The sequence below is a fragment of the Pseudomonas sp. A39 genome (assembly GCF_058145955.1).
Window position 1 is genome coordinate 18,209 of the sequence record NZ_JBYVMD010000009.1, and the last position, 18,685, is coordinate 36,893.

27 protein-coding genes are annotated in these 18,685 nt (G+C 56.1%); 26 read left to right on the plus strand and 1 reads right to left on the minus strand.

The features are described 5' to 3' along the window. The first annotated feature begins 9 nt into the window (after positions 1-9). The 22 genes from rplP (at position 10) to bfr (ending at position 11,890) form a co-directional block, all read left to right on the plus strand. Positions 10-423 (plus strand): 50S ribosomal protein L16, encoded by a 414-nt coding sequence (gene rplP / locus AC3ZU9_RS09155; protein ID WP_003176421.1) that lies wholly within the window; start codon positions 10-12, stop codon positions 421-423. Beyond that, on the plus strand, positions 423-614 hold the full coding sequence (rpmC, locus tag AC3ZU9_RS09160; protein ID WP_002555481.1) for a 50S ribosomal protein L29: 192 nt from the start codon (positions 423-425) through the stop codon (positions 612-614). The genes rplP and rpmC overlap by 1 nt, the downstream gene beginning before the upstream one ends. A 2-nt stretch (positions 615-616) precedes the next feature. Next, positions 617-883 (plus strand): 30S ribosomal protein S17, encoded by a 267-nt coding sequence (rpsQ, locus tag AC3ZU9_RS09165; RefSeq protein ID WP_003176419.1) that lies wholly within the window; start codon positions 617-619, stop codon positions 881-883. A 23-nt stretch (positions 884-906) separates the two neighbouring features. Beyond that, positions 907-1,275 carry a 50S ribosomal protein L14 gene (gene rplN / locus AC3ZU9_RS09170; protein ID WP_002555479.1) on the plus strand — a complete coding sequence of 123 codons (369 nt, stop codon included), beginning with the start codon at positions 907-909 and terminating at the stop codon, positions 1,273-1,275. A gap of 11 nt (positions 1,276-1,286) precedes the next feature. Further along, a complete protein-coding gene (rplX, locus tag AC3ZU9_RS09175) occupies positions 1,287-1,601 on the plus strand; it encodes a 50S ribosomal protein L24 (protein WP_003176416.1) in 315 nt (104 codons plus the stop codon). 20 nt (positions 1,602-1,621) lie between these two features. After that, on the plus strand, positions 1,622-2,161 hold the full coding sequence (gene rplE / locus AC3ZU9_RS09180) for a 50S ribosomal protein L5 (protein ID WP_003176415.1): 540 nt from the start codon (positions 1,622-1,624) through the stop codon (positions 2,159-2,161). A 13-nt stretch (positions 2,162-2,174) separates the two neighbouring features. Next, on the plus strand, positions 2,175-2,480 hold the full coding sequence (gene rpsN, locus AC3ZU9_RS09185; RefSeq protein ID WP_003176414.1) for a 30S ribosomal protein S14: 306 nt from the start codon (positions 2,175-2,177) through the stop codon (positions 2,478-2,480). Between the two features lie 208 nt (positions 2,481-2,688). Beyond that, positions 2,689-3,081, plus strand: a complete 393-nt coding sequence (gene rpsH / locus AC3ZU9_RS09190; protein ID WP_010566853.1) for a 30S ribosomal protein S8 — start codon at positions 2,689-2,691, stop codon at positions 3,079-3,081. 12 nt (positions 3,082-3,093) lie between these two features. Then, positions 3,094-3,627, plus strand: a complete 534-nt coding sequence (rplF, locus tag AC3ZU9_RS09195; RefSeq protein ID WP_003176412.1) for a 50S ribosomal protein L6 — start codon at positions 3,094-3,096, stop codon at positions 3,625-3,627. Between the two features lie 10 nt (positions 3,628-3,637). Then, positions 3,638-3,988 carry a 50S ribosomal protein L18 gene (rplR, locus tag AC3ZU9_RS09200; RefSeq protein ID WP_015886135.1) on the plus strand — a complete coding sequence of 117 codons (351 nt, stop codon included), beginning with the start codon at positions 3,638-3,640 and terminating at the stop codon, positions 3,986-3,988. Positions 3,989-3,991: 3 nt separating this feature from the next. Further along, complete coding sequence (rpsE, locus tag AC3ZU9_RS09205) at positions 3,992-4,492, plus strand: 30S ribosomal protein S5 (protein ID WP_003176409.1); 501 nt, start codon at positions 3,992-3,994, stop codon at positions 4,490-4,492. Between the two features lie 2 nt (positions 4,493-4,494). After that, positions 4,495-4,671: a 50S ribosomal protein L30 gene (rpmD, locus tag AC3ZU9_RS09210; protein WP_003176408.1), complete on the plus strand. Its 177-nt coding sequence runs from the start codon at positions 4,495-4,497 to the stop codon at positions 4,669-4,671. Positions 4,672-4,674: 3 nt separating this feature from the next. Next, the gene (rplO, locus tag AC3ZU9_RS09215; protein WP_003176407.1) at positions 4,675-5,112 is read left to right on the plus strand and encodes a 50S ribosomal protein L15; all 438 of its coding nucleotides are present in this window, start codon (positions 4,675-4,677) and stop codon (positions 5,110-5,112) included. Beyond that, positions 5,113-6,441, plus strand: coding sequence for a preprotein translocase subunit SecY (gene secY, locus AC3ZU9_RS09220; protein ID WP_003176406.1), 1,329 nt, complete (start codon positions 5,113-5,115; stop codon positions 6,439-6,441). It abuts the gene before it with no gap. A 28-nt stretch (positions 6,442-6,469) separates the two neighbouring features. After that, positions 6,470-6,586: a 50S ribosomal protein L36 gene (gene rpmJ, locus AC3ZU9_RS09225; protein WP_002555468.1), complete on the plus strand. Its 117-nt coding sequence runs from the start codon at positions 6,470-6,472 to the stop codon at positions 6,584-6,586. A 129-nt stretch (positions 6,587-6,715) separates the two neighbouring features. Further along, positions 6,716-7,072 (plus strand): 30S ribosomal protein S13, encoded by a 357-nt coding sequence (gene rpsM / locus AC3ZU9_RS09230; protein ID WP_003210063.1) that lies wholly within the window; start codon positions 6,716-6,718, stop codon positions 7,070-7,072. 30 nt (positions 7,073-7,102) lie between these two features. Continuing rightward, positions 7,103-7,492, plus strand: a complete 390-nt coding sequence (gene rpsK, locus AC3ZU9_RS09235; protein WP_002555466.1) for a 30S ribosomal protein S11 — start codon at positions 7,103-7,105, stop codon at positions 7,490-7,492. Positions 7,493-7,510: 18 nt separating this feature from the next. Continuing rightward, on the plus strand, positions 7,511-8,131 hold the full coding sequence (gene rpsD, locus AC3ZU9_RS09240) for a 30S ribosomal protein S4 (protein WP_003176404.1): 621 nt from the start codon (positions 7,511-7,513) through the stop codon (positions 8,129-8,131). Positions 8,132-8,153: 22 nt separating this feature from the next. Beyond that, a complete protein-coding gene (locus AC3ZU9_RS09245; protein WP_003176403.1) occupies positions 8,154-9,155 on the plus strand; it encodes a DNA-directed RNA polymerase subunit alpha in 1,002 nt (333 codons plus the stop codon). A 41-nt stretch (positions 9,156-9,196) separates the two neighbouring features. Beyond that, positions 9,197-9,583, plus strand: a complete 387-nt coding sequence (gene rplQ, locus AC3ZU9_RS09250) for a 50S ribosomal protein L17 (RefSeq protein WP_003176402.1) — start codon at positions 9,197-9,199, stop codon at positions 9,581-9,583. Between the two features lie 238 nt (positions 9,584-9,821). Continuing rightward, complete coding sequence (locus AC3ZU9_RS09255) at positions 9,822-11,270, plus strand: catalase (protein WP_046035682.1); 1,449 nt, start codon at positions 9,822-9,824, stop codon at positions 11,268-11,270. Positions 11,271-11,425: 155 nt separating this feature from the next. Continuing rightward, positions 11,426-11,890, plus strand: coding sequence for a bacterioferritin (bfr, locus tag AC3ZU9_RS09260; RefSeq protein ID WP_015886133.1), 465 nt, complete (start codon positions 11,426-11,428; stop codon positions 11,888-11,890). Between the two features lie 65 nt (positions 11,891-11,955). Here bfr and uvrA read toward each other — a convergent pair whose 3' ends face one another. Beyond that, a complete protein-coding gene (uvrA, locus tag AC3ZU9_RS09265; protein WP_015886132.1) occupies positions 11,956-14,790 on the minus strand; it encodes an excinuclease ABC subunit UvrA in 2,835 nt (944 codons plus the stop codon). 178 nt (positions 14,791-14,968) lie between these two features. Between uvrA and AC3ZU9_RS09270 the strand changes: the two genes are divergently transcribed. From AC3ZU9_RS09270 to tam, 4 genes are all read left to right on the plus strand, one after another. Continuing rightward, on the plus strand, positions 14,969-16,363 hold the full coding sequence (locus AC3ZU9_RS09270; RefSeq protein ID WP_015886131.1) for an MFS transporter: 1,395 nt from the start codon (positions 14,969-14,971) through the stop codon (positions 16,361-16,363). A 9-nt stretch (positions 16,364-16,372) separates the two neighbouring features. Beyond that, entirely contained in the window at positions 16,373-16,888 is a 516-nt protein-coding gene (locus AC3ZU9_RS09275; RefSeq protein ID WP_015886130.1) for a single-stranded DNA-binding protein, read from the plus strand. Positions 16,889-17,057: 169 nt separating this feature from the next. Further along, a complete protein-coding gene (locus tag AC3ZU9_RS09280) occupies positions 17,058-17,816 on the plus strand; it encodes a DUF4365 domain-containing protein (RefSeq protein ID WP_490090623.1) in 759 nt (252 codons plus the stop codon). A gap of 106 nt (positions 17,817-17,922) precedes the next feature. After that, a complete protein-coding gene (gene tam, locus AC3ZU9_RS09285) occupies positions 17,923-18,684 on the plus strand; it encodes a trans-aconitate 2-methyltransferase (protein ID WP_122810784.1) in 762 nt (253 codons plus the stop codon). The last annotated feature ends 1 nt before the right edge of the window (position 18,685 follow it).

Below are 18,685 nucleotides of genomic sequence, written 5' to 3' on the forward strand. Positions count from 1 at the left end.
GTACGCCAAATGTTGCAACCTAAGCGTACGAAGTTCCGCAAGCAGATGACAGGCCACAACCGTGGTCTGGCTCAGCGCGGTAGCAAAGTCAGCTTCGGCGAGTTCGCGCTGAAGTCTGTAGCTCGTGGTCGTCTCACCGCTCGTCAGATCGAGTCAGCGCGTCGTGCTCTGACCCGTCACGTAAAACGTGGCGGCAAGATCTGGATCCGTGTATTCCCGGACAAGCCGATTTCCAAAAAACCTCTCGAGGTTCGGATGGGTAAAGGTAAGGGTAACGTGGAATACTGGGTAGCCCAGATTCAGCCAGGTAAAGTCCTGTATGAAATCGAGGGTGTTTCTGAAGAGCTGGCGCGTGAGGCTTTCGCCCTGGCTGCTGCAAAGCTGCCGCTCGCCACCTCCTTTGTTAAACGGACGGTGATGTGATGAAAGCGAATGAACTTCGTGAAAAATCCGCACAGCAGCTGAACGAGCAACTGCTCGGCCTGCTGCGCGACCAGTTCAATCTGCGTATGCAGAAAGCAACTGGCCAGTTGGGGCAGTCTCATCTGCTCTCGCAAGTTAAGCGTGACATTGCTCGCGTGAAGACTGTGCTCAACCAGCAGGCAGGTAAGTGATCATGGCTGAAGCCGAAAAGACTGTCCGTACGCTGACTGGCCGTGTTGTCAGCGACAAGATGGACAAAACCATCACCGTTTTGATCGAGCGTCGCGTTAAGCACCCGATCTACGGTAAATATGTTAAGCGTTCGACTAAGCTGCACGCGCACGACGAAACCAACCAGTGCCACATCGGCGACAAAGTCACTATTCGTGAAACTCGTCCGCTGGCCAAGACCAAGTCTTGGGCGCTGGTTGATGTTCTCGAACGCGCTGTGGAAGTCTAAGGACTAGGGGTCGGAGAAATTATATGATTCAGACTCAATCCATGCTCGATGTGGCCGATAACAGCGGCGCTCGCCGCGTTATGTGCATCAAGGTGCTGGGTGGCTCCCATCGTCGTTACGCTGGTATCGGTGACATCATCAAAGTTACCGTGAAGGAAGCAATTCCTCGCGGTAAAGTGAAAAAAGGCCAAGTGATGACTGCTGTTGTAGTCCGCACTCGTCACGGCGTACGCCGTGCTGATGGCTCCATTATCCGCTTTGATGGCAACGCTGCTGTTCTTCTGAACAACAAGCAAGAGCCGATCGGCACCCGTATCTTTGGGCCAGTGACCCGTGAACTTCGTACTGAGAAGTTCATGAAGATCGTCTCGCTCGCCCCAGAAGTGCTGTAAGGAGATCCGACATGCAAAAGATTCGTCGTGACGACGAGATCATCGTGATCGCCGGCAAAGACAAAGGTAAGCGCGGTAAGGTGCTTAAGGTTCTCGCTAATAACCGTCTGGTTATCGGTGGTCTGAACCTGGTTAAGCGTCATACCAAGCCTAACCCGATGTCGGGCGTACAAGGCGGTATCGTCGAAAAAGAAGCTCCACTGGACGCTTCTAACGTCGCCATTTTCAACGGCGAAACCAACAAGGCTGACCGCGTTGGTTTCAAAGTAGAAGATGGCAAGAAAATTCGTGTCTTCAAGTCGACCCAAAAAGCGGTTGATGCTTGAACACTGCTAGGTAGAAGACCATGGCACGACTAAAAGAGATTTACTGGAAAGAAATCGCACCGAAACTTAAGGAAGAACTTAAGCTTTCGAACGTGATGGAAGTTCCACGCGTTACCAAAATCACCCTGAACATGGGTCTTGGCGAAGCGGTCGGCGACAAAAAAGTCATCGAACACGCTGTAGCTGACCTGGAAAAGATCACCGGTCAAAAAGTCGTTGTGACTTACGCTCGGAAATCCATCGCTGGCTTTAAAGTCCGTGAAGGTTGGCCGATCGGCGTCAAAGTGACTCTGCGCCGTGAGCGTATGTACGAATTCCTGGATCGTCTGCTGTCGATCTCCCTGCCTCGGGTTCGCGACTTCCGCGGCCTGAATGCCAAGTCCTTCGATGGTCGTGGTAACTACAGCATGGGCGTGAAAGAGCAGATCATCTTCCCGGAAATCGACTACGACAAGATCGATGCTCTCCGCGGTCTGGACATCACCCTGACCACCACTGCCAAGAACGATGATGAAGGTCGCGCCCTGCTGCGTGCTTTCAAATTCCCGTTCCGCAACTGATTGGAGTAGGACCATGGCCAAGATGAGCATGAAAAACCGCGAGCTGAAGCGTCAGCTCACGGTTGCCAAGTACGCCAAGAAGCGTGCAGCACTGAAAGCAATCATCGTTGATCTGAACGCAAGTCCAGAAGCGCGTTGGGAAGCTACAGTTGCCCTGCAGAAGCAGCCACGTGACGCAAGCGCTTCGCGCATGCGTAACCGCTGCCGCCTGACCGGTCGTCCACACGGCGTTTACCGCAAGTTCGGCCTCGGCCGTAACAAACTGCGTGAAGCGGCAATGCGTGGTGACGTACCAGGTCTGGTTAAAGCCAGCTGGTAAGTACTTTCAACGTCCGGGTGGTCTGAGTCGCAAGATACTGACCGCCGGTGACCTTGAATCTGGAACAAGCCCCTTTTGGGGCTTGTTTCATTTCCGTAGTGTGTCTAAAATACGCGGCTCGCCTGAGCCCGTGTTTTTTACGCTCGGAGATTCTCGGCGACATATGTAGCCGCAAGGCTAATTTTTTTGTATTAGGAGCGTCTAGCCCATGAGTATGCAGGACCCGTTAGCGGACATGCTAACTCGTATCCGTAATGCCCAGATGGCTGAAAAGTCCGTCGTAAGCATGCCATCTTCCAAGTTGAAGGTAGCTGTTGCCAAAGTCCTGAAAGACGAAGGCTACATTGCGGGTTATCAGATCAGCAGCGAAACCAAGCCACTGCTGTCCATCGAGCTGAAGTACTTCGAAGGCCGTTCGGTCATCGAGGAAGTGAAGCGCGTTAGCCGTCCAGGCCTGCGTCAGTACAAGTCCGCCGAAGATCTGCCGAAAGTTCGTGGCGGTCTGGGTGTGTCTATCGTCTCCACCAACAAAGGTGTGATGACGGATCGTGCTGCGCGCGCTGCCGGTGTCGGCGGCGAAGTTCTTTGCACTGTGTTCTAAGGGGGGATAAGCATGTCACGCGTCGCTAAGAACCCCGTTAAGCTGCCAGCCGGTGTCGAAGTCAAATTCGCAGGCCAACAGCTTTCGGTGAAGGGTGCCAAGGGTACTCTTGAACTGAACATCCATTCGTCCGTTGAGATCGTTGAAGAAGCTGGTGAGCTGCGTTTCGCTGCTCGCAATGGCGATCAACAAACTCGCGCAATGGCCGGTACCACGCGTGCGTTGGTAAACAACATGGTCCAAGGCGTAAGCCAAGGCTTCGAGCGTAAGCTCCAGCTGGTCGGTGTTGGTTACAAAGCGCAAGCAAAAGGCACGGTTTTGAACCTGGCCCTTGGCTTCTCGCACCCAGTGGATTACGAACTGCCGGAAGGCATCACCGCTGAGACCCCTAGCCAAACCGATATCCTGATCAAGGGCATCGATAAGCAGCTGGTAGGTCAGGTGGCCGCTGAGATCCGCGACTTCCGTCCACCAGAGCCGTACAAAGGCAAAGGTGTGCGCTACGCGGACGAAGTCGTCCGTCGTAAAGAAGCCAAGAAGAAGTAGGGCATAGCAAATGACCGACAAAAAAGTTACTCGACTGCGTCGCGCTCGCAAAGCACGCCTGAAAATGCACGAACTCGAAGTCGTGCGTCTCTGCGTGTATCGCTCGTCGCAGCACATCTACGCCCAGGTCATCTCGGCCGACGGCAACAAAGTCCTGGCAAGCGCCTCGACTTTGGATAAAGAACTGCGTGATGGTGCCACTGGCAACATCGACGCGGCCACAAAGGTTGGCCAGCTGGTCGCTACGCGTGCTAAGGCCGCCGGCGTCTCGCAAGTGGCTTTCGACCGCTCTGGCTTCAAGTACCACGGTCGCGTGAAAGCGCTGGCTGATGCTGCTCGTGAAGCTGGGCTGGAGTTCTAAGTTATGTCAAATAACGACCAAAAGCGCGACGAAGGCTACATTGAGAAGCTGGTTCAAGTTAACCGCGTAGCCAAAACCGTTAAAGGCGGCCGTATCTTCACTTTCACCGCGTTGACCGTGGTAGGTGATGGTAAAGGGCGTGTTGGCTTCGGCCGTGGCAAGTCACGTGAAGTGCCTGCTGCGATCCAGAAGGCAATGGAAGCTGCTCGTCGCAACATGATCCAAGTTGATCTGAACGGCACCACTCTGCAGTACGCAATGAAATCCGCCCATGGCGCTTCCAAGGTGTACATGCAGCCTGCTTCTGAGGGTACCGGTATCATCGCTGGCGGCGCTATGCGTGCTGTCCTCGAAGTGGCTGGTGTTCAGAACGTTCTGGCCAAGTGCTACGGCTCGACTAACCCGGTAAACGTGGTTCACGCCACTTTCAAAGGTTTGAAAGCTATGCAATCTCCTGAGTCCATCGCTGCCAAGCGTGGTCTGACTGTCAAGGAGATCTTCTGATCATGGCTACCGTTAAAGTAACGCTGATCAAAAGCATGACCGGCCGCATCCCTAACCACAAACTGTGCGTTAAAGGTTTGGGTCTGCGTCGCATCGGTCACACTGTAGAAGTCCAGGATACTCCCGAGAATCGCGGGATGATCAACAAGGCTTACTACATGCTGCGTGTAGAGGGTTAATCGATGAAACTCAATGATCTGAGTCCAGCGCCGGGTTCCCGTCGCGAAAAGCATCGTCCGGGCCGTGGTATCGGTAGCGGTTTGGGTAAGACTGGTGGCCGTGGCCACAAAGGTCAAACCTCCCGCTCCGGTGGCACCATCGCTCCAGGCTTTGAAGGCGGTCAACAGCCGCTGCATCGTCGCCTGCCTAAGTTCGGTTTCGTATCCCTGAAAGCTATGGATCGCGCAGAAGTGCGTCTGTCCGAGCTGGCTAAAGTGGAAGGCGACATCGTTACTGTGCAGACCCTGAAAGATGCCAACGTGATCAACGTCAACGTACAGCGTGTGAAAATCATGCTGTCCGGTGAAGTGACTCGCGCTGTCACTATCGGCAAGGGAATCGGCGCCACCAAAGGTGCGCGTTCGGCTATCGAAGCAGCTGGCGGCAAGTTCGAGGAATAAATGGCTAAGCAAGGTGCTCTCTCAGCGCTCGGCAAAGGCGGTATGTCTGAACTTTGGGCTCGTCTGCGTTTTCTGTTCCTGGCGATTATCGTCTACCGAATAGGCGCACACATCCCGGTTCCAGGTATCAACCCGGACCGACTCGCAGACCTGTTTCGACAGAATGAGGGGACCATTCTTAGCTTGTTCAACATGTTTTCCGGCGGCGCGCTGGAACGGATGAGCATCTTTGCACTGGGGATCATGCCGTACATCTCGGCATCGATCATCATGCAACTGATGACCGCCGTCAGCCCGCAGCTGGAGCAGTTGAAGAAGGAAGGTGAAGCTGGCCGTCGCAAGATTAGCCAGTACACCCGCTACGGCACTGTCATCCTCGCCCTGGTTCAAGCTATCGGCATGTCCGTTGGCTTGGCGGGGCAGGGTGTTGCGTTCACTGGTGACTTTGGCTTCCATTTCGTCGCGGTATCCACGTTTGTGGCTGGTGCGATGTTCATGATGTGGCTGGGTGAGCAGATTACTGAGCGTGGTGTTGGTAACGGTATCTCGATGTTGATTTTCGCAGGTATCGTCGCCGGTCTTCCGAGAGCAATCGGGCAGTCTTTCGAGTCTGCGCGTCAGGGTGATATCAATATTTTCGCCCTGGTTGCCATCGGTTTGCTGGCAGTAGCGATTATCGGTTTTGTGGTGTTCATTGAGCGTGGCCAGCGTCGTATTGCTGTTCACTACGCCAAGCGTCAGCAGGGCCGTAAGGTCTTTGCTGCGCAGACCAGCCACTTGCCGCTGAAAGTGAATATGGCCGGTGTTATTCCGGCAATTTTCGCGAGCAGCATTTTGCTGTTTCCGGCTTCGTTGGGTACCTGGTTTGGTCAGTCTGAAAATATGGGCTGGCTGCAGGACCTCTCTCAGTCGATCGCTCCTGGTCAGCCGTTGAATATTCTGCTGTTTAGTGCAGGGATTATTTTCTTCTGCTTCTTCTATACGGCGTTGATGTTCAATCCGAAAGACGTAGCGGAAAACCTGAAGAAGTCCGGTGCCTTTATTCCGGGCATCCGTCCAGGTGAGCAGTCTGCGCGCTACATTGATGGCGTTCTGACTCGTTTGACCCTGTTCGGTGCTCTATATATGACGGCCGTGTGCTTGCTTCCCCAGTTCCTGGTGGTTGCAGCAAACGTTCCGTTCTACCTTGGCGGGACCTCGTTGCTGATCGTGGTCGTGGTTGTGATGGACTTCATGTCCCAAGTACAATCGCACCTCGTTTCGCACCAGTACGAATCCCTGATGAAGAAAGCCAACCTGAAGGGCTACGGCAGCGGCATGTTGCGCTGAGTACCCCATAAGGTTCGAGGAGTTGGTGATGAAAGTTCGTGCATCGGTGAAAAAGCTGTGCCGTAACTGCAAGATTATTCGCCGCGAAGGTGTTGTTCGAGTAATTTGCAGCGCGGAACCGCGTCACAAACAGCGCCAAGGCTGAGTGTGATCCGCTTGAAGCCCGGCAGCTAGTGCGCTGCCGGGTTGATTATTTGTTATTACAGCGATATTATCTCGCGCCCTATTTCTTGGCTTCCGGGGCGTAGGTAGCTGTCAATTGGAGTCCCACTGAATGGCCCGTATTGCAGGCGTTAACATTCCAGATAACAAGCACACTGTTATCTCGCTGACCTACATCTATGGTGTTGGTCGCACTACTGCGCAGAAAATTTGCGCAGATACTGGGGTAAACCCAGCCGCAAAGATCAAAGATCTGAGCGACGAGCAGATTGAGCTGTTGCGTGGCGAAGTGGCGAAGTTCACCACTGAAGGTGACCTGCGTCGCGAAATCAACATGAAAATCAAGCGTTTGATGGACCTCGGTTGCTACCGTGGTCTGCGTCATCGTCGTGGTCTTCCAGTGCGCGGTCAGCGTACCAAGACTAACGCGCGTACCCGTAAAGGTCCGCGTAAGCCGATCCGCAAGTAATCGCCCACGCGAATCGACAGGAAAATTATCATGGCAAAACCTGCTGCTCGTCCTCGTAAAAAAGTTAAAAAGACAGTGGTTGATGGCATCGCCCACATCCATGCATCTTTTAACAACACCATCGTGACCATCACCGACCGTCAAGGTAACGCGCTTTCTTGGGCTACCTCCGGTGGTTCGGGTTTCCGCGGTTCCCGCAAGTCCACCCCGTTTGCTGCTCAAGTAGCTGCTGAACGTGCTGGTCAAGCTGCGCTGGAATACGGCCTGAAAAACCTCGACGTTAACGTCAAAGGTCCAGGTCCAGGTCGTGAGTCTGCTGTCCGTGCTTTGAACGGCTGTGGCTATAAGATCGCCAGCATCACCGACGTGACGCCAATCCCGCACAACGGGTGCCGTCCGCCGAAGAAGCGCCGCGTGTAATCCAGGAGATTGTAAAGAATGGCTCGTTACATTGGTCCAAAATGCAAACTCGCTCGTCGTGAAGGCACCGATCTCTTCTTGAAGAGCGGCGTGCGCGCGATCGAATCGAAGTGCAACATTGAAGCAGCACCTGGTATCCACGGCCAACGCCGCGGTCGCCAGTCCGATTACGGCACCCAACTGCGTGAAAAGCAGAAGGTCCGTCGTATCTACGGCGTTCTCGAGCGTCAGTTCAGCGGCTACTACAAAGAAGCTGCTGGCAAGAAAGGTGCAACCGGTGAAAACCTGCTGCAACTGCTCGAATGCCGTCTGGACAACGTTGTATACCGTATGGGCTTTGGTTCGACTCGTGCCGAATCCCGTCAGCTGGTATCGCACAAATCGATCAGCGTTAACGGTCAGACCGTAAACGTTCCGTCCTACCAGGTTCGTGCTGGTGACGTGGTCGCAGTCCGCGAGAAAGCAAAAAACCAACTTCGCATTGTCCAAGCTCTCGATCTGTGTGCCCAACGTGGCCGCGTAGAATGGGTAGAAGTAGACACTGAGAAGAAGTCGGGCGTTTTCAAGAACGTTCCTGCTCGCAGTGATCTGTCCGCCGACATCAACGAAAGCCTGATTGTCGAGCTCTACTCCAAGTAAGGGCTAGAAAATAGGTGCATCCATGCAGATTTCGGTAAATGAGTTCCTGACACCCCGCCACATTGATGTGCAGGTTGTCAGTCCAACCCGCGCCAAAATTACTCTCGAGCCTCTCGAGCGTGGTTTTGGCCACACCCTGGGCAACGCGCTGCGCCGCATCCTGTTGTCCTCAATGCCCGGCTGTGCAGTAGTCGAGGCCGAGATTGACGGTGTGCTCCACGAGTACAGCGCCATCGAAGGTGTACAGGAAGACGTAATTGAAATCCTGTTGAACCTTAAAGGTCTGGCTATCAAGCTGCACGGCCGTGACGAAGTTACGCTGACCTTGTCGAAGAAGGGTTCGGGGGTGGTTACCGCTGCCGATATTCAGCTGGATCATGATGTCGAGATCGTTAACCCCGATCACGTAATCGCTAACCTGGCGTCTAACGGCGCCCTGAACATGAAGCTCACCGTAGCTCGTGGTCGTGGTTATGAACCGGCCGACTCGCGTCAGAGCGATGAAGACGAAAGCCGCAGCATTGGTCGCTTGCAGCTTGACTCTTCGTTCAGCCCGGTTCGCCGTATCGCATACGTGGTGGAAAACGCCCGTGTCGAGCAGCGTACTAACCTGGACAAGCTGGTTATTGATCTGGAAACCAACGGTACTCTGGACCCTGAAGAGGCTATCCGTCGCGCTGCAACCATCCTGCAACAGCAGTTGGCTGCGTTCGTCGACCTCAAAGGTGACAGCGAACCAGTGGTAATCGAGCAGGAAGACGAGATCGATCCGATCCTGCTTCGCCCGGTTGACGATCTGGAACTGACTGTACGTTCGGCTAACTGCCTTAAGGCGGAAAACATTTACTACATCGGTGACCTGATTCAGCGTACCGAAGTAGAACTGTTGAAGACTCCGAACCTGGGCAAGAAATCCTTGACTGAAATCAAGGACGTTCTGGCCTCCCGCGGTCTGTCCCTCGGCATGCGCCTCGACAACTGGCCGCCTGCAAGTCTTAAGAAGGACGACAAGGCGACTGCCTGATCGTCGTAATCACCGAACGTGAGTTTGGTAAGGAATGAACCATGCGTCATCGTAAAAGTGGTCGTCACCTGAGCCGTACCAGCTCGCACCGCAAGGCCATGTTCCAAAACATGGCGGTGTCGCTGTTCGAGCACGAGCTGATCAAAACTACACTGCCGAAAGCTAAAGAACTGCGTCGCGTTGCTGAGCCGCTGATCACTTTGGCCAAGACAGACAGCCTGGCTAACCGCCGTCTGGCTTTCGACCGTACTCGTTCGAAAGCTATCGTTGGTAAGCTCTTCAACGACCTGGGCAAGCGTTACGCTACCCGTGAGGGTGGCTACCTGCGCATCCTCAAGTGCGGTTTCCGCGCTGGCGACAACGCGCCTATGGCGTACGTCGAGTTGGTTGATCGTGCTACTGCCGGCGAAGCTGTAAGCGCCGAGTAAGACGACAAGCTGTAACGAAGAACCGGGCCTAGTGCCCGGTTTTTTGTGCGCGTAATAAAAGCGCGATTTGTACAAGCTTGCTCGAGCTATGCTCGGCACTATTAGGCCTGGGGATATTGGTAGTTATTTTCTATCGGTGACTAAAATTTAATGAATTTGTAGGCGTCATATTGATGATCAATACTCCCTCCAAGCCGATTAGCCGGCAGTTCCAAGTCCGACCTGAGGGAAATTGAGCATGAGCCAGAATAAAATCCTTACTACCGCCAGCGGAGCTCCCGTTGCGGACAATCAGAATTCCCGTTCCGCCGGCCCGCGCGGCCCGTTGCTGCTCGACGATTTTCACCTGATCGAGAAGCTTGCCCACTTCAACCGTGAAAACATTCCTGAGCGTCGCGTACATGCCAAGGGCTCGGGCGCCTATGGGACCTTCACGGTCACACAAGACATCACGCAATACACCAGCGCCAAGCTGTTTGAGTCCATCGGCAAACAAACGCCGACGTTCCTGCGGTTTTCCACCGTGGGCGGTGAGCGCGGTTCGGCTGACACCGAGCGTGACCCTCGTGGTTTCGCCCTGAAGTTCTATACCGAAGAGGGCAACTGGGACATCGTGGGTAACAACACCCCTGTGTTCTTCATTCGTGACCCATTGAAGTTTCCTGACTTCATCCACACCCAAAAGCGCCTGCCACAAAGCAACCTGAAAAGTGCGCAGATGATGTGGGACTTCTGGTCGCACTCCCCTGAGGCGTTGCACCAGGTCACCATCCTGTTTTCGGACCGTGGTATCCCGGACGGCTACCGCCACATGCACGGCTTCGGTAGCCACACCTACAGCCTGATCAACGCCAAGGGCGAGCGTCACTGGGTCAAATGGCACTACAAGACCAAGCAAGGCATCAAGAACCTGTCGCCTGCTGACGCTGCACGCTTGGCCGGTACCGACCCTGATTACGCCCAACGCGATCTGTTTGGCGCTATCGAACGCGGTGATTTCCCGAAATGGCGTGTGTGCATCCAGATCATGACTGAAGCCCAGGCCAGCGCTCACTACGAGAACCCTTTCGACGTGACCAAGACCTGGTCGCAGAAAGAGTTCCCATTGATCGAAGTCGGTGAGCTGGAGCTGAACCGTAACCCGCTTAACTACTTCGCTGAGGTTGAGCAGGCTGCTTTCGGTCCAAGCAACATGGTTCCGGGTGTTGGTTTGTCGCCGGACCGCATGCTGCAAGGTCGTGTGTTCGCTTACGCTGATGCCCACCGCTACCGTGTCGGCACCAACCACCAGCACCTGCCGGTGAACGCGCCACGCAGCCCGGTTAACAGCTACCAGCGTGATGGTTCGATGGCATTCGGCAGCAATGGCGGTGCGGCTCCAAACTACGAGCCAAATAGCTACGCCGATGCACCGAAGCAGGCTCCGCAGTATGCCGAGCCGGCATTGGCACTGAGTGGCTCGGCGGATCGTTATGATCATCGCGAAGACAGCGATTACTACAGCCACGCCGGTGCGTTGTTCCGCTTGATGAATGATGAGCAGAAAGCCCTGCTGATCAACAACATTGCCGGCGCCATGGCGGGCGTTTCCAGCGACGTTGTTCAGCGTCAGTTGCAGTACTTCTTCAAGGCAGATCCTGCTTATGGAGAAGGGGTCGCATCTGCACTGGGTGTATCGCTTAACTAACTCTAAACGATAAGCAGAACCGCCCTCATTTGGGCGGTTTTTGCGTTATTTCAGCTACTTTTCTCCGGAAATGTTCACTTTTCTGCCGTTGGTCCCGTGACCTTCAAGTCATCATGGTTCAAACTACAGACTTTCAAGCAGGGAGATGTAGGGCGATGCAAGGTCACCCCGACGTAATCGATTACCTCAACACGTTGCTGACGGGCGAACTGGCTGCTCGTGACCAATATTTCATCCACTCGCGCATGTACGAAGACTGGGGCTTTACCGAGCTCTACGAGCGTATCAACCACGAGATGGAAGAAGAGGCACAGCACGCCGACGCACTGATGCGCCGTATCCTCATGCTCGAAGGCACGCCGCGTATGCGTCCCGATGATCTGGATGTGGGCACCACGGTACCTGACATGCTCGCTGCCGACCTGCGCCTCGAGTACAAGGTCCGTGCCGCGCTCTGCAAGGGCATCGAGCTCTGTGAGCAGCACAACGACTATGTCACTCGGGAAATTCTGCGGGTGCAGTTGAATGACACCGAAGAAGATCATACCTACTGGCTTGAAAAGCAGCTGGGCCTGATCAAGCTGGTGGGCCTGGAGAATTACCTGCAATCGCAGTTCTGATTCCGGCTATAAAAAAGCCCCTGTCACTTTGCAGTGACAGGGGCTTTTTATTGGGCCTGAATAACTCAGGCCCGGTCGCGTGCTAACAACGGTTTCAAGTAGTAACCGGTGTGCGACTGTGGCATTTCGGAGACCTGCTCCGGTGTGCCAACGGCGATGATCTGGCCACCCTTGGAGCCGCCTTCCGGCCCCAGGTCGACCAACCAATCCGCGGTCTTGATCACATCAAGGTTGTGCTCGATCACCACCACGGTATTGCCGTGGTCGCGCAGGCGGTGCAACACGTCCAGCAGTTGCTGGATATCCGCGAAGTGCAGGCCGGTGGTCGGCTCATCGAGGATATACAGGGTCTTACCGGTATCGCGCTTGGACAGCTCGCGAGACAGCTTCACCCGCTGCGCCTCACCACCCGACAGCGTGGTCGCCGATTGGCCCAGCTTGATATACGACAAACCCACGTCCATCAGTGTCTGCAGCTTGCGCGCCAACGCCGGGACCGCATCAAAGAACACCCGTGCTTCCTCGATGGTCATTTCTAAGGTTTCGTGGATGCTCTTGCCCTTGTACTTGATCTCCAGGGTTTCGCGGTTGTAGCGCTTGCTCTTGCATACATCGCACGGCACGTAGATGTCCGGCAGGAAGTGCATCTCCACCTTGATCAAGCCATCGCCCTGGCAGGCTTCACAGCGACCGCCTTTGACGTTGAACGAGAACCTGCCAGGCCCGTAACCCCTTGAGCGGGATTCCGGCACGCCAGCAAACAGCTCACGAATAGGCGTGAACAACCCGGTGTAGGTCGCCGGGTTGGAGCGCGGCGTGCGGCCAATCGGGCTCTGATCGATATCGACCACCTTATCCAGGTGTTCCAGGCCTTTGATGCTGTCGTGGGCTGCCGCTTCCAGGGTTGTCGCGCCATTCAGGGCGGTGGCACTCAAGGGGAACAGCGTGTTGTTGATCAGCGTCGATTTGCCCGAGCCGGAAACACCGGTCACGCAGGTCAGCAGACCCAGTGGAATCTCCAGGTCCACATTGCGCAAGTTGTTGCCACGCGCGCCCTTGAGGTGCAGCGCCAGCTTCTTGTTGCGCGGTGTACGTTTTGCAGGCACTGCGATCTTCACACGGCCGGAAAGGTATTTGCCGGTCAGCGAATCCGGATGAGCCATGACTTCGGCGGGCGTGCCCTCGGCGACAATATGGCCGCCATGCACGCCAGCGCCCGGGCCAATGTCGACGACGTAATCTGCCAGGCGGATCGCGTCTTCATCGTGCTCGACCACAATTACCGTGTTGCCGATATCCCGCAGGTGTTTCAACGTGCCCAGCAGGCGATCATTGTCACGCTGATGCAGGCCGATCGACGGTTCATCAAGGATGTACAAGACGCCCACAAGGCCAGCACCAATCTGGCTGGCCAGGCGAATCCGCTGGGCTTCACCGCCGGACAAGGTATCGGCACTGCGATCCAGCGACAGGTAATCCAGGCCAACGTTGACCAGGAACTGTAGCCGTTCGCGGATTTCCTTGAGAATCTTATCGGCGATTTCCCCGCGGCGACCGGTCAGCTTGAGCACACCAAAGTACTCGCAGGCATCACCAATCGGCAGGTTGGTCACCGCCGGCAAGGTTTTTTCGCCCACCCACACATGCCGGGCTTCACGGCGCAGGCGAGTACCGCGGCAATCCGGGCAAGGCTGGGTGCTGAGGAATTTCGCCAACTCTTCGCGTACGCTCGCCGACTCGGTCTCACGGTACCGACGCTCGAGGTTCGGCACGATACCTTCGAACGGGTGTGAGCGCTTGACGATATCGCCACGGTCGTTCAGGTACTTGAAGTCGACATTCTGTGAACCGCTGCCGTGGAGAATGACCTTCTGCTGGTCCGCCGGCAGTTGGTTGAAGGGCACTTCCAGGCTGAATTTATAGTGCGACGCCAACGACCCAAGCATCTGGAAGTAATAGACGTTGCGCCTGTCCCAGCCGCGAATCGCCCCCTCCGCCAGCGTCAGGTCACCGTTGACCAGGCGCTTGATGTCAAAGAATTGCTTCACCCCCAGGCCATCACAGGTCGGGCAGGCGCCAGCCGGGTTGTTGAAGGAAAACAGCTTGGGTTCCAGCTCGCTGATGGCGTGGCCGCAGATAGGGCAGGCAAAGCGCGCGGAGAAGATGATCTCTTCGCCCGGCTCGTCATCCATCGGCGCCACCAGGGCAATGCCGTCGGCCAGCTTCAACGCGGTTTCGAAAGATTCCGCCAGGCGCTGCTGCAGGTCGGCGCGCACTTTGAAGCGGTCGACGACCACATCAATCGAGTGTTTCTTCTGTTTGTCGAGTTTCGGCGCTTCGTCCAGCTCATACAGCTTGCCGTTGATCCGCGCGCGCACAAAACCTTGCGCACGCAGCTCTTCGAAGACGGAAAGGTGTTCGCCCTTGCGCTCACGGATCACCGGTGCCAGCAGCATCAGCTTGGCGCCTTCCGGCTGGGCCAGCACCAGGTCCACCATCTGGCTGACGGTCTGGGCTTCCAGGGGAATGTCATGATCGGGGCAACGCGGGATACCTACGCGTGCATACAGCAGGCGCAGGTAGTCATAGATCTCGGTAATGGTGCCCACGGTGGAGCGCGGGTTATGGGAAGTCGACTTCTGCTCGATGGAGATCGCCGGCGACAGGCCTTCAATGGTGTCGACGTCGGGTTTTTCCATCATCGACAGAAACTGGCGGGCGTAGGCCGACAGCGATTCCACATAGCGACGTTGGCCTTCGGCATACAGCGTGTCGAACGCCAGGGACGATTTGCCGGAGCCGGACAAGCCGGTGATGACGATCAGTTTGTCCCGGGGTAGGGTCAGGTCGATATTCTTCAGGTTGTGGGTTCTAGCCCCACGAATCAGGATCTTGTCCAAGATGGCCTCGCACGGCGGGCGTAAATAATGCCGGAGTATACGGCTAAAGACTGGATGAATATACACTGTCAAAAGGCCGCTTGCAGCCTTAGATGAAAGCTGCGCGGCAAAGCGCCGCATATACCCTCTCAATCGATGGGACTGGTAGAATCGCCGCCGGTTCACACGAGGTTTTTCCATGCACGATCCCCACAGCGAACGCATGAGTAGCGGCGAGACCCGAGCGGCAAGCGGTCTGGCCCTGGTGTTCGCCTTCCGTATGCTGGGCATGTTTATGGTGTTGCCGGTGCTGGCGACCTATGGAATGGATCTCGCAGGCGCGACCCCCGCATTGATCGGCCTGGCGATTGGCGCCTATGGCCTGACCCAGGCGATTTTTCAGATTCCGTTCGGGATCATTTCCGACCGCATTGGCCGCCGCCCGGTGATCTACCTGGGGCTGATCGTGTTTGCCCTCGGCAGTGTGCTCGCAGCCCAATCGGATTCGATCTGGGGCGTGATCGCCGGTCGTATCCTGCAAGGCGCCGGCGCGATCTCCGCAGCGGTCATGGCGCTGTTGTCGGACCTGACTCGCGAACAACATCGCACCAAAGCCATGGCCATGATCGGCATGACCATCGGCCTGTCATTTGCCGTAGCCATGGTGGTCGGCCCATTGCTGACCCGCGCGTTCGGCCTGCACGGGCTGTTCCTGGCCACCGGCGGCATGGCGCTGTTCGGTATTGTGATCGTGGCCTTTATGGTGCCGCGTTCCACCGGTACGTTGCAGCACCGTGAGTCGGGCGTGGCCCGCAAGGCACTGTTGCCGACGCTCAAGCATCCCGACCTGTTGCGCCTGGATTTAGGTATCTTCGTGTTGCACGCGATGCTGATGTGCAGCTTTGTAGCGCTGCCCCTGGCACTGGTGGAAAAAGCCGGCCTGCCCAAGGAACAGCACTGGTGGGTCTACCTCACAGCGCTGCTGATTTCGTTCTTCGCCATGATCCCGTTCATCATCTATGGCGAGAAAAAACGCAAAATGAAACGAGTTCTGCTCGGCGCCGTCGCGACCCTGATGCTCACTGAGCTATTCTTCTGGCAGTTCGGCGACAGCCTGCGGGCGCTGGTCATCGGCACGGTGGTGTTCTTCACCGCGTTCAACCTGCTGGAGGCGTCATTGCCTTCGCTGATCAGTAAGGTTTCACCGGCGGGCGGCAAAGGCACGGCCATGGGGGTGTATTCCACCAGCCAGTTCCTGGGTTCGGCACTGGGCGGCATCATGGGGGGCTGGATGTTCCAGCATGGCGGTTTGTCGGTTGTCTTCCTCGGATGCGCCGGGCTGGCTGCACTTTGGCTCGCCTTTGCTGTTACCATGCGCGAACCTCCCTACGTCACAAGTCTGCGTCTGCCGCTATCGCCTGAGGCGATCCGTGAAAGCGGCCTGGTAGAGCGCCTGAAGGCCGTCGTAGGGGTAACAGATGCAGTTGTGGTCGCAGAAGAGGCGGCCATTTACATCAAATTGGACACCGAATTATTGGATCGCGCGACGCTCGAGCAACTGGTCAACCCAGTGCCGACAGCGCGCCCAGCCTAGGAGAACGTTATGGCCCGTGGGGTTAACAAAGTCATATTGGTCGGTACGTGCGGCCAGGATCCCGAAGTTCGCTACTTGCCTAACGGTAACGCCGTGACCAACCTGAGTCTGGCGACCAGCGAGCAGTGGACCGACAAGCAGAGCGGCCAGAAGGTCGAGAAAACCGAATGGCACCGTGTGTCGATGTTCGGCAAGGTTGCAGAGATCGCCGGTGAATACCTGCGTAAAGGTTCGCAGGTCTACATCGAAGGCAAACTGCAAACCCGCGAGTGGGAAAAAGACGGCATCAAGCGTTACACCACCGAAATCGTGGTCGACATGCAAGGCACCATGCAACTGCTGGGCGGCCGTCCACAGGGCGACCAACAGGGCCAGGGTGGCATGTCCAACTCGGCACCGCGTCCACAGCAGTCGCGTCCACAGCCAAGCCAGCAGCCACAGCGTGAGTCGCGTCCAGCGCCACAACAGGCCGCTCCGCAACCGGCTCCGGATTTCGACAGCTTTGATGACGATATCCCGTTCTAGGATACGGCTCAGAGACTTGATGTAGAGTTTTACCCTGAAAGCCCCGGTGCATAAGCATCCGGGGCTTTTTCTTTGCCTGCGAGAAAGTAAAGATCACATGGCTGGCCACGCTGTAGACCTCAGCAGGGGCCGCATGGTGTAAGCCACTTTTGGAGGGGGATAGTTAGCAATGAGGGCATTACCTAAACGTCCAGCTTCTCACGTCATAGGGACTCTGGCTGAGTCTCTGGTAGAACGGGCTATCACGGCGAGGGGCTGGATTTATCGCCGTCTGGAAAAAGATAAAGACTATGGCATCGACGGCGAGGTTGAAGTATTCAGCGAGCGTGGTCATGCGACTGGGATCCTCTTCAAGGTTCAAGTCAAAGGTTCCAGGAAGAAGGTACGAGCCCTGAAACTCAAGCAAAGTACTGAAAACTATCTTTCTATTTCGCCACTGCCTGTCTTCCTTTTCGTGGTTGAAGTGGAGAGCGGCACGATCAGGTTTCTGCTGGCCGAGCGCAATCGGGCAAACCATGGCGCGATTAGTCTGGATGAGTCCGAGGAATTGAATGAGAGTGGCTTCGCATTGCTTGAGGAGATTGCCGGCGAACACTGTCAGGCGTGCTTAACGATGGCTGATTACACGTTGCACAACGCGTCGGCGCAGCTCATCAGGTGCCTTGATCTGATGTTGAATTTTGGTGGTGATGTGGAGGCGATGGTTAAGTGGTTACGTTTTTTTGCGTCAGATGAAGTGTTAACCCTTTCCTATGGGTACGCGGTGTTTTTGAGAAATGAAATAAAGCGAGACGAAGGTTTACTCGAGAGAATTCGTGAGTGGGTGATTGAATTTTTCCCTGAGTGTCAGGAGGAAATCGATCAGGCCATAGCGGCCTTTGATCGTGGAGAGGTGATGGGGCGGCGTCTGGAGGTTGCTCACCTTTGATTGGCGACGATGCTCTTTACGCCGGCATGAACAGGCACTGGCGTTTGTGCATTGCAGGTCGCAAGAATTAGGCTGTCGCCCACCCTCAAAAACAAGGAAAGCCGTGATGACCTGGTCAGCCCAGCAGTACACGATGTTCGAACAGCAGCGCACCCGTCCTGTCCGTGACTTGGTCGCGGCCATTCCGAATGCTGAAGTGCGCCATGCCGTGGACTTGGGCTGCGGTCCCGGCAACTCCACGGAGGTGCTGGCCGCGCGCTTCCCGCACGCGCACGTCACCGGCATGGACAGCTCCGACGACATGCTGGTCGACGCCCGTAAACGCCTGCCCGCGCTGAACTTCGAGCTGGCGGATATCGGTGCCTGGAACCCCGCGCAAGCCTTCGATGTGATCCTGGCCAACGCGTCCCTGCAATGGCTGCCGGACCACGCCACGCTGTATCCGCACTTGGTCAAGCACCTGACGCAAGGCGGTACGCTGGCGGTGCAAACCCCGGACAACCTTGATGAACCCGCCCACCGTCTCGCCCGCGAAGTCGCGGCCGATGGCCCATGGTCTGCCAAAATTGGCGCGGTCAAACACAATGAGCGCCACACCGCGAGTGACTACTACGAGTTGCTGAGCACACATTGCAGCACCGTCGATGTGTGGCGCACCACCTACCAGCACCCGCTGGCGGACCACGGCGCCGTGGTGGAATGGTTCAAGGCCTCAGCCCTACGTCCATTCCTGGCGCCGTTGAGCGACGACGAAAAAGCCGCTTTTCTTCAGGCATACAAAGCGCGGATCACCCAGGCTTACCCAGCGCTGGCCGATGGCACCGTACTGTTGCCATTCCCGCGCTTGTTCATCATCGCGACTCGCTGAT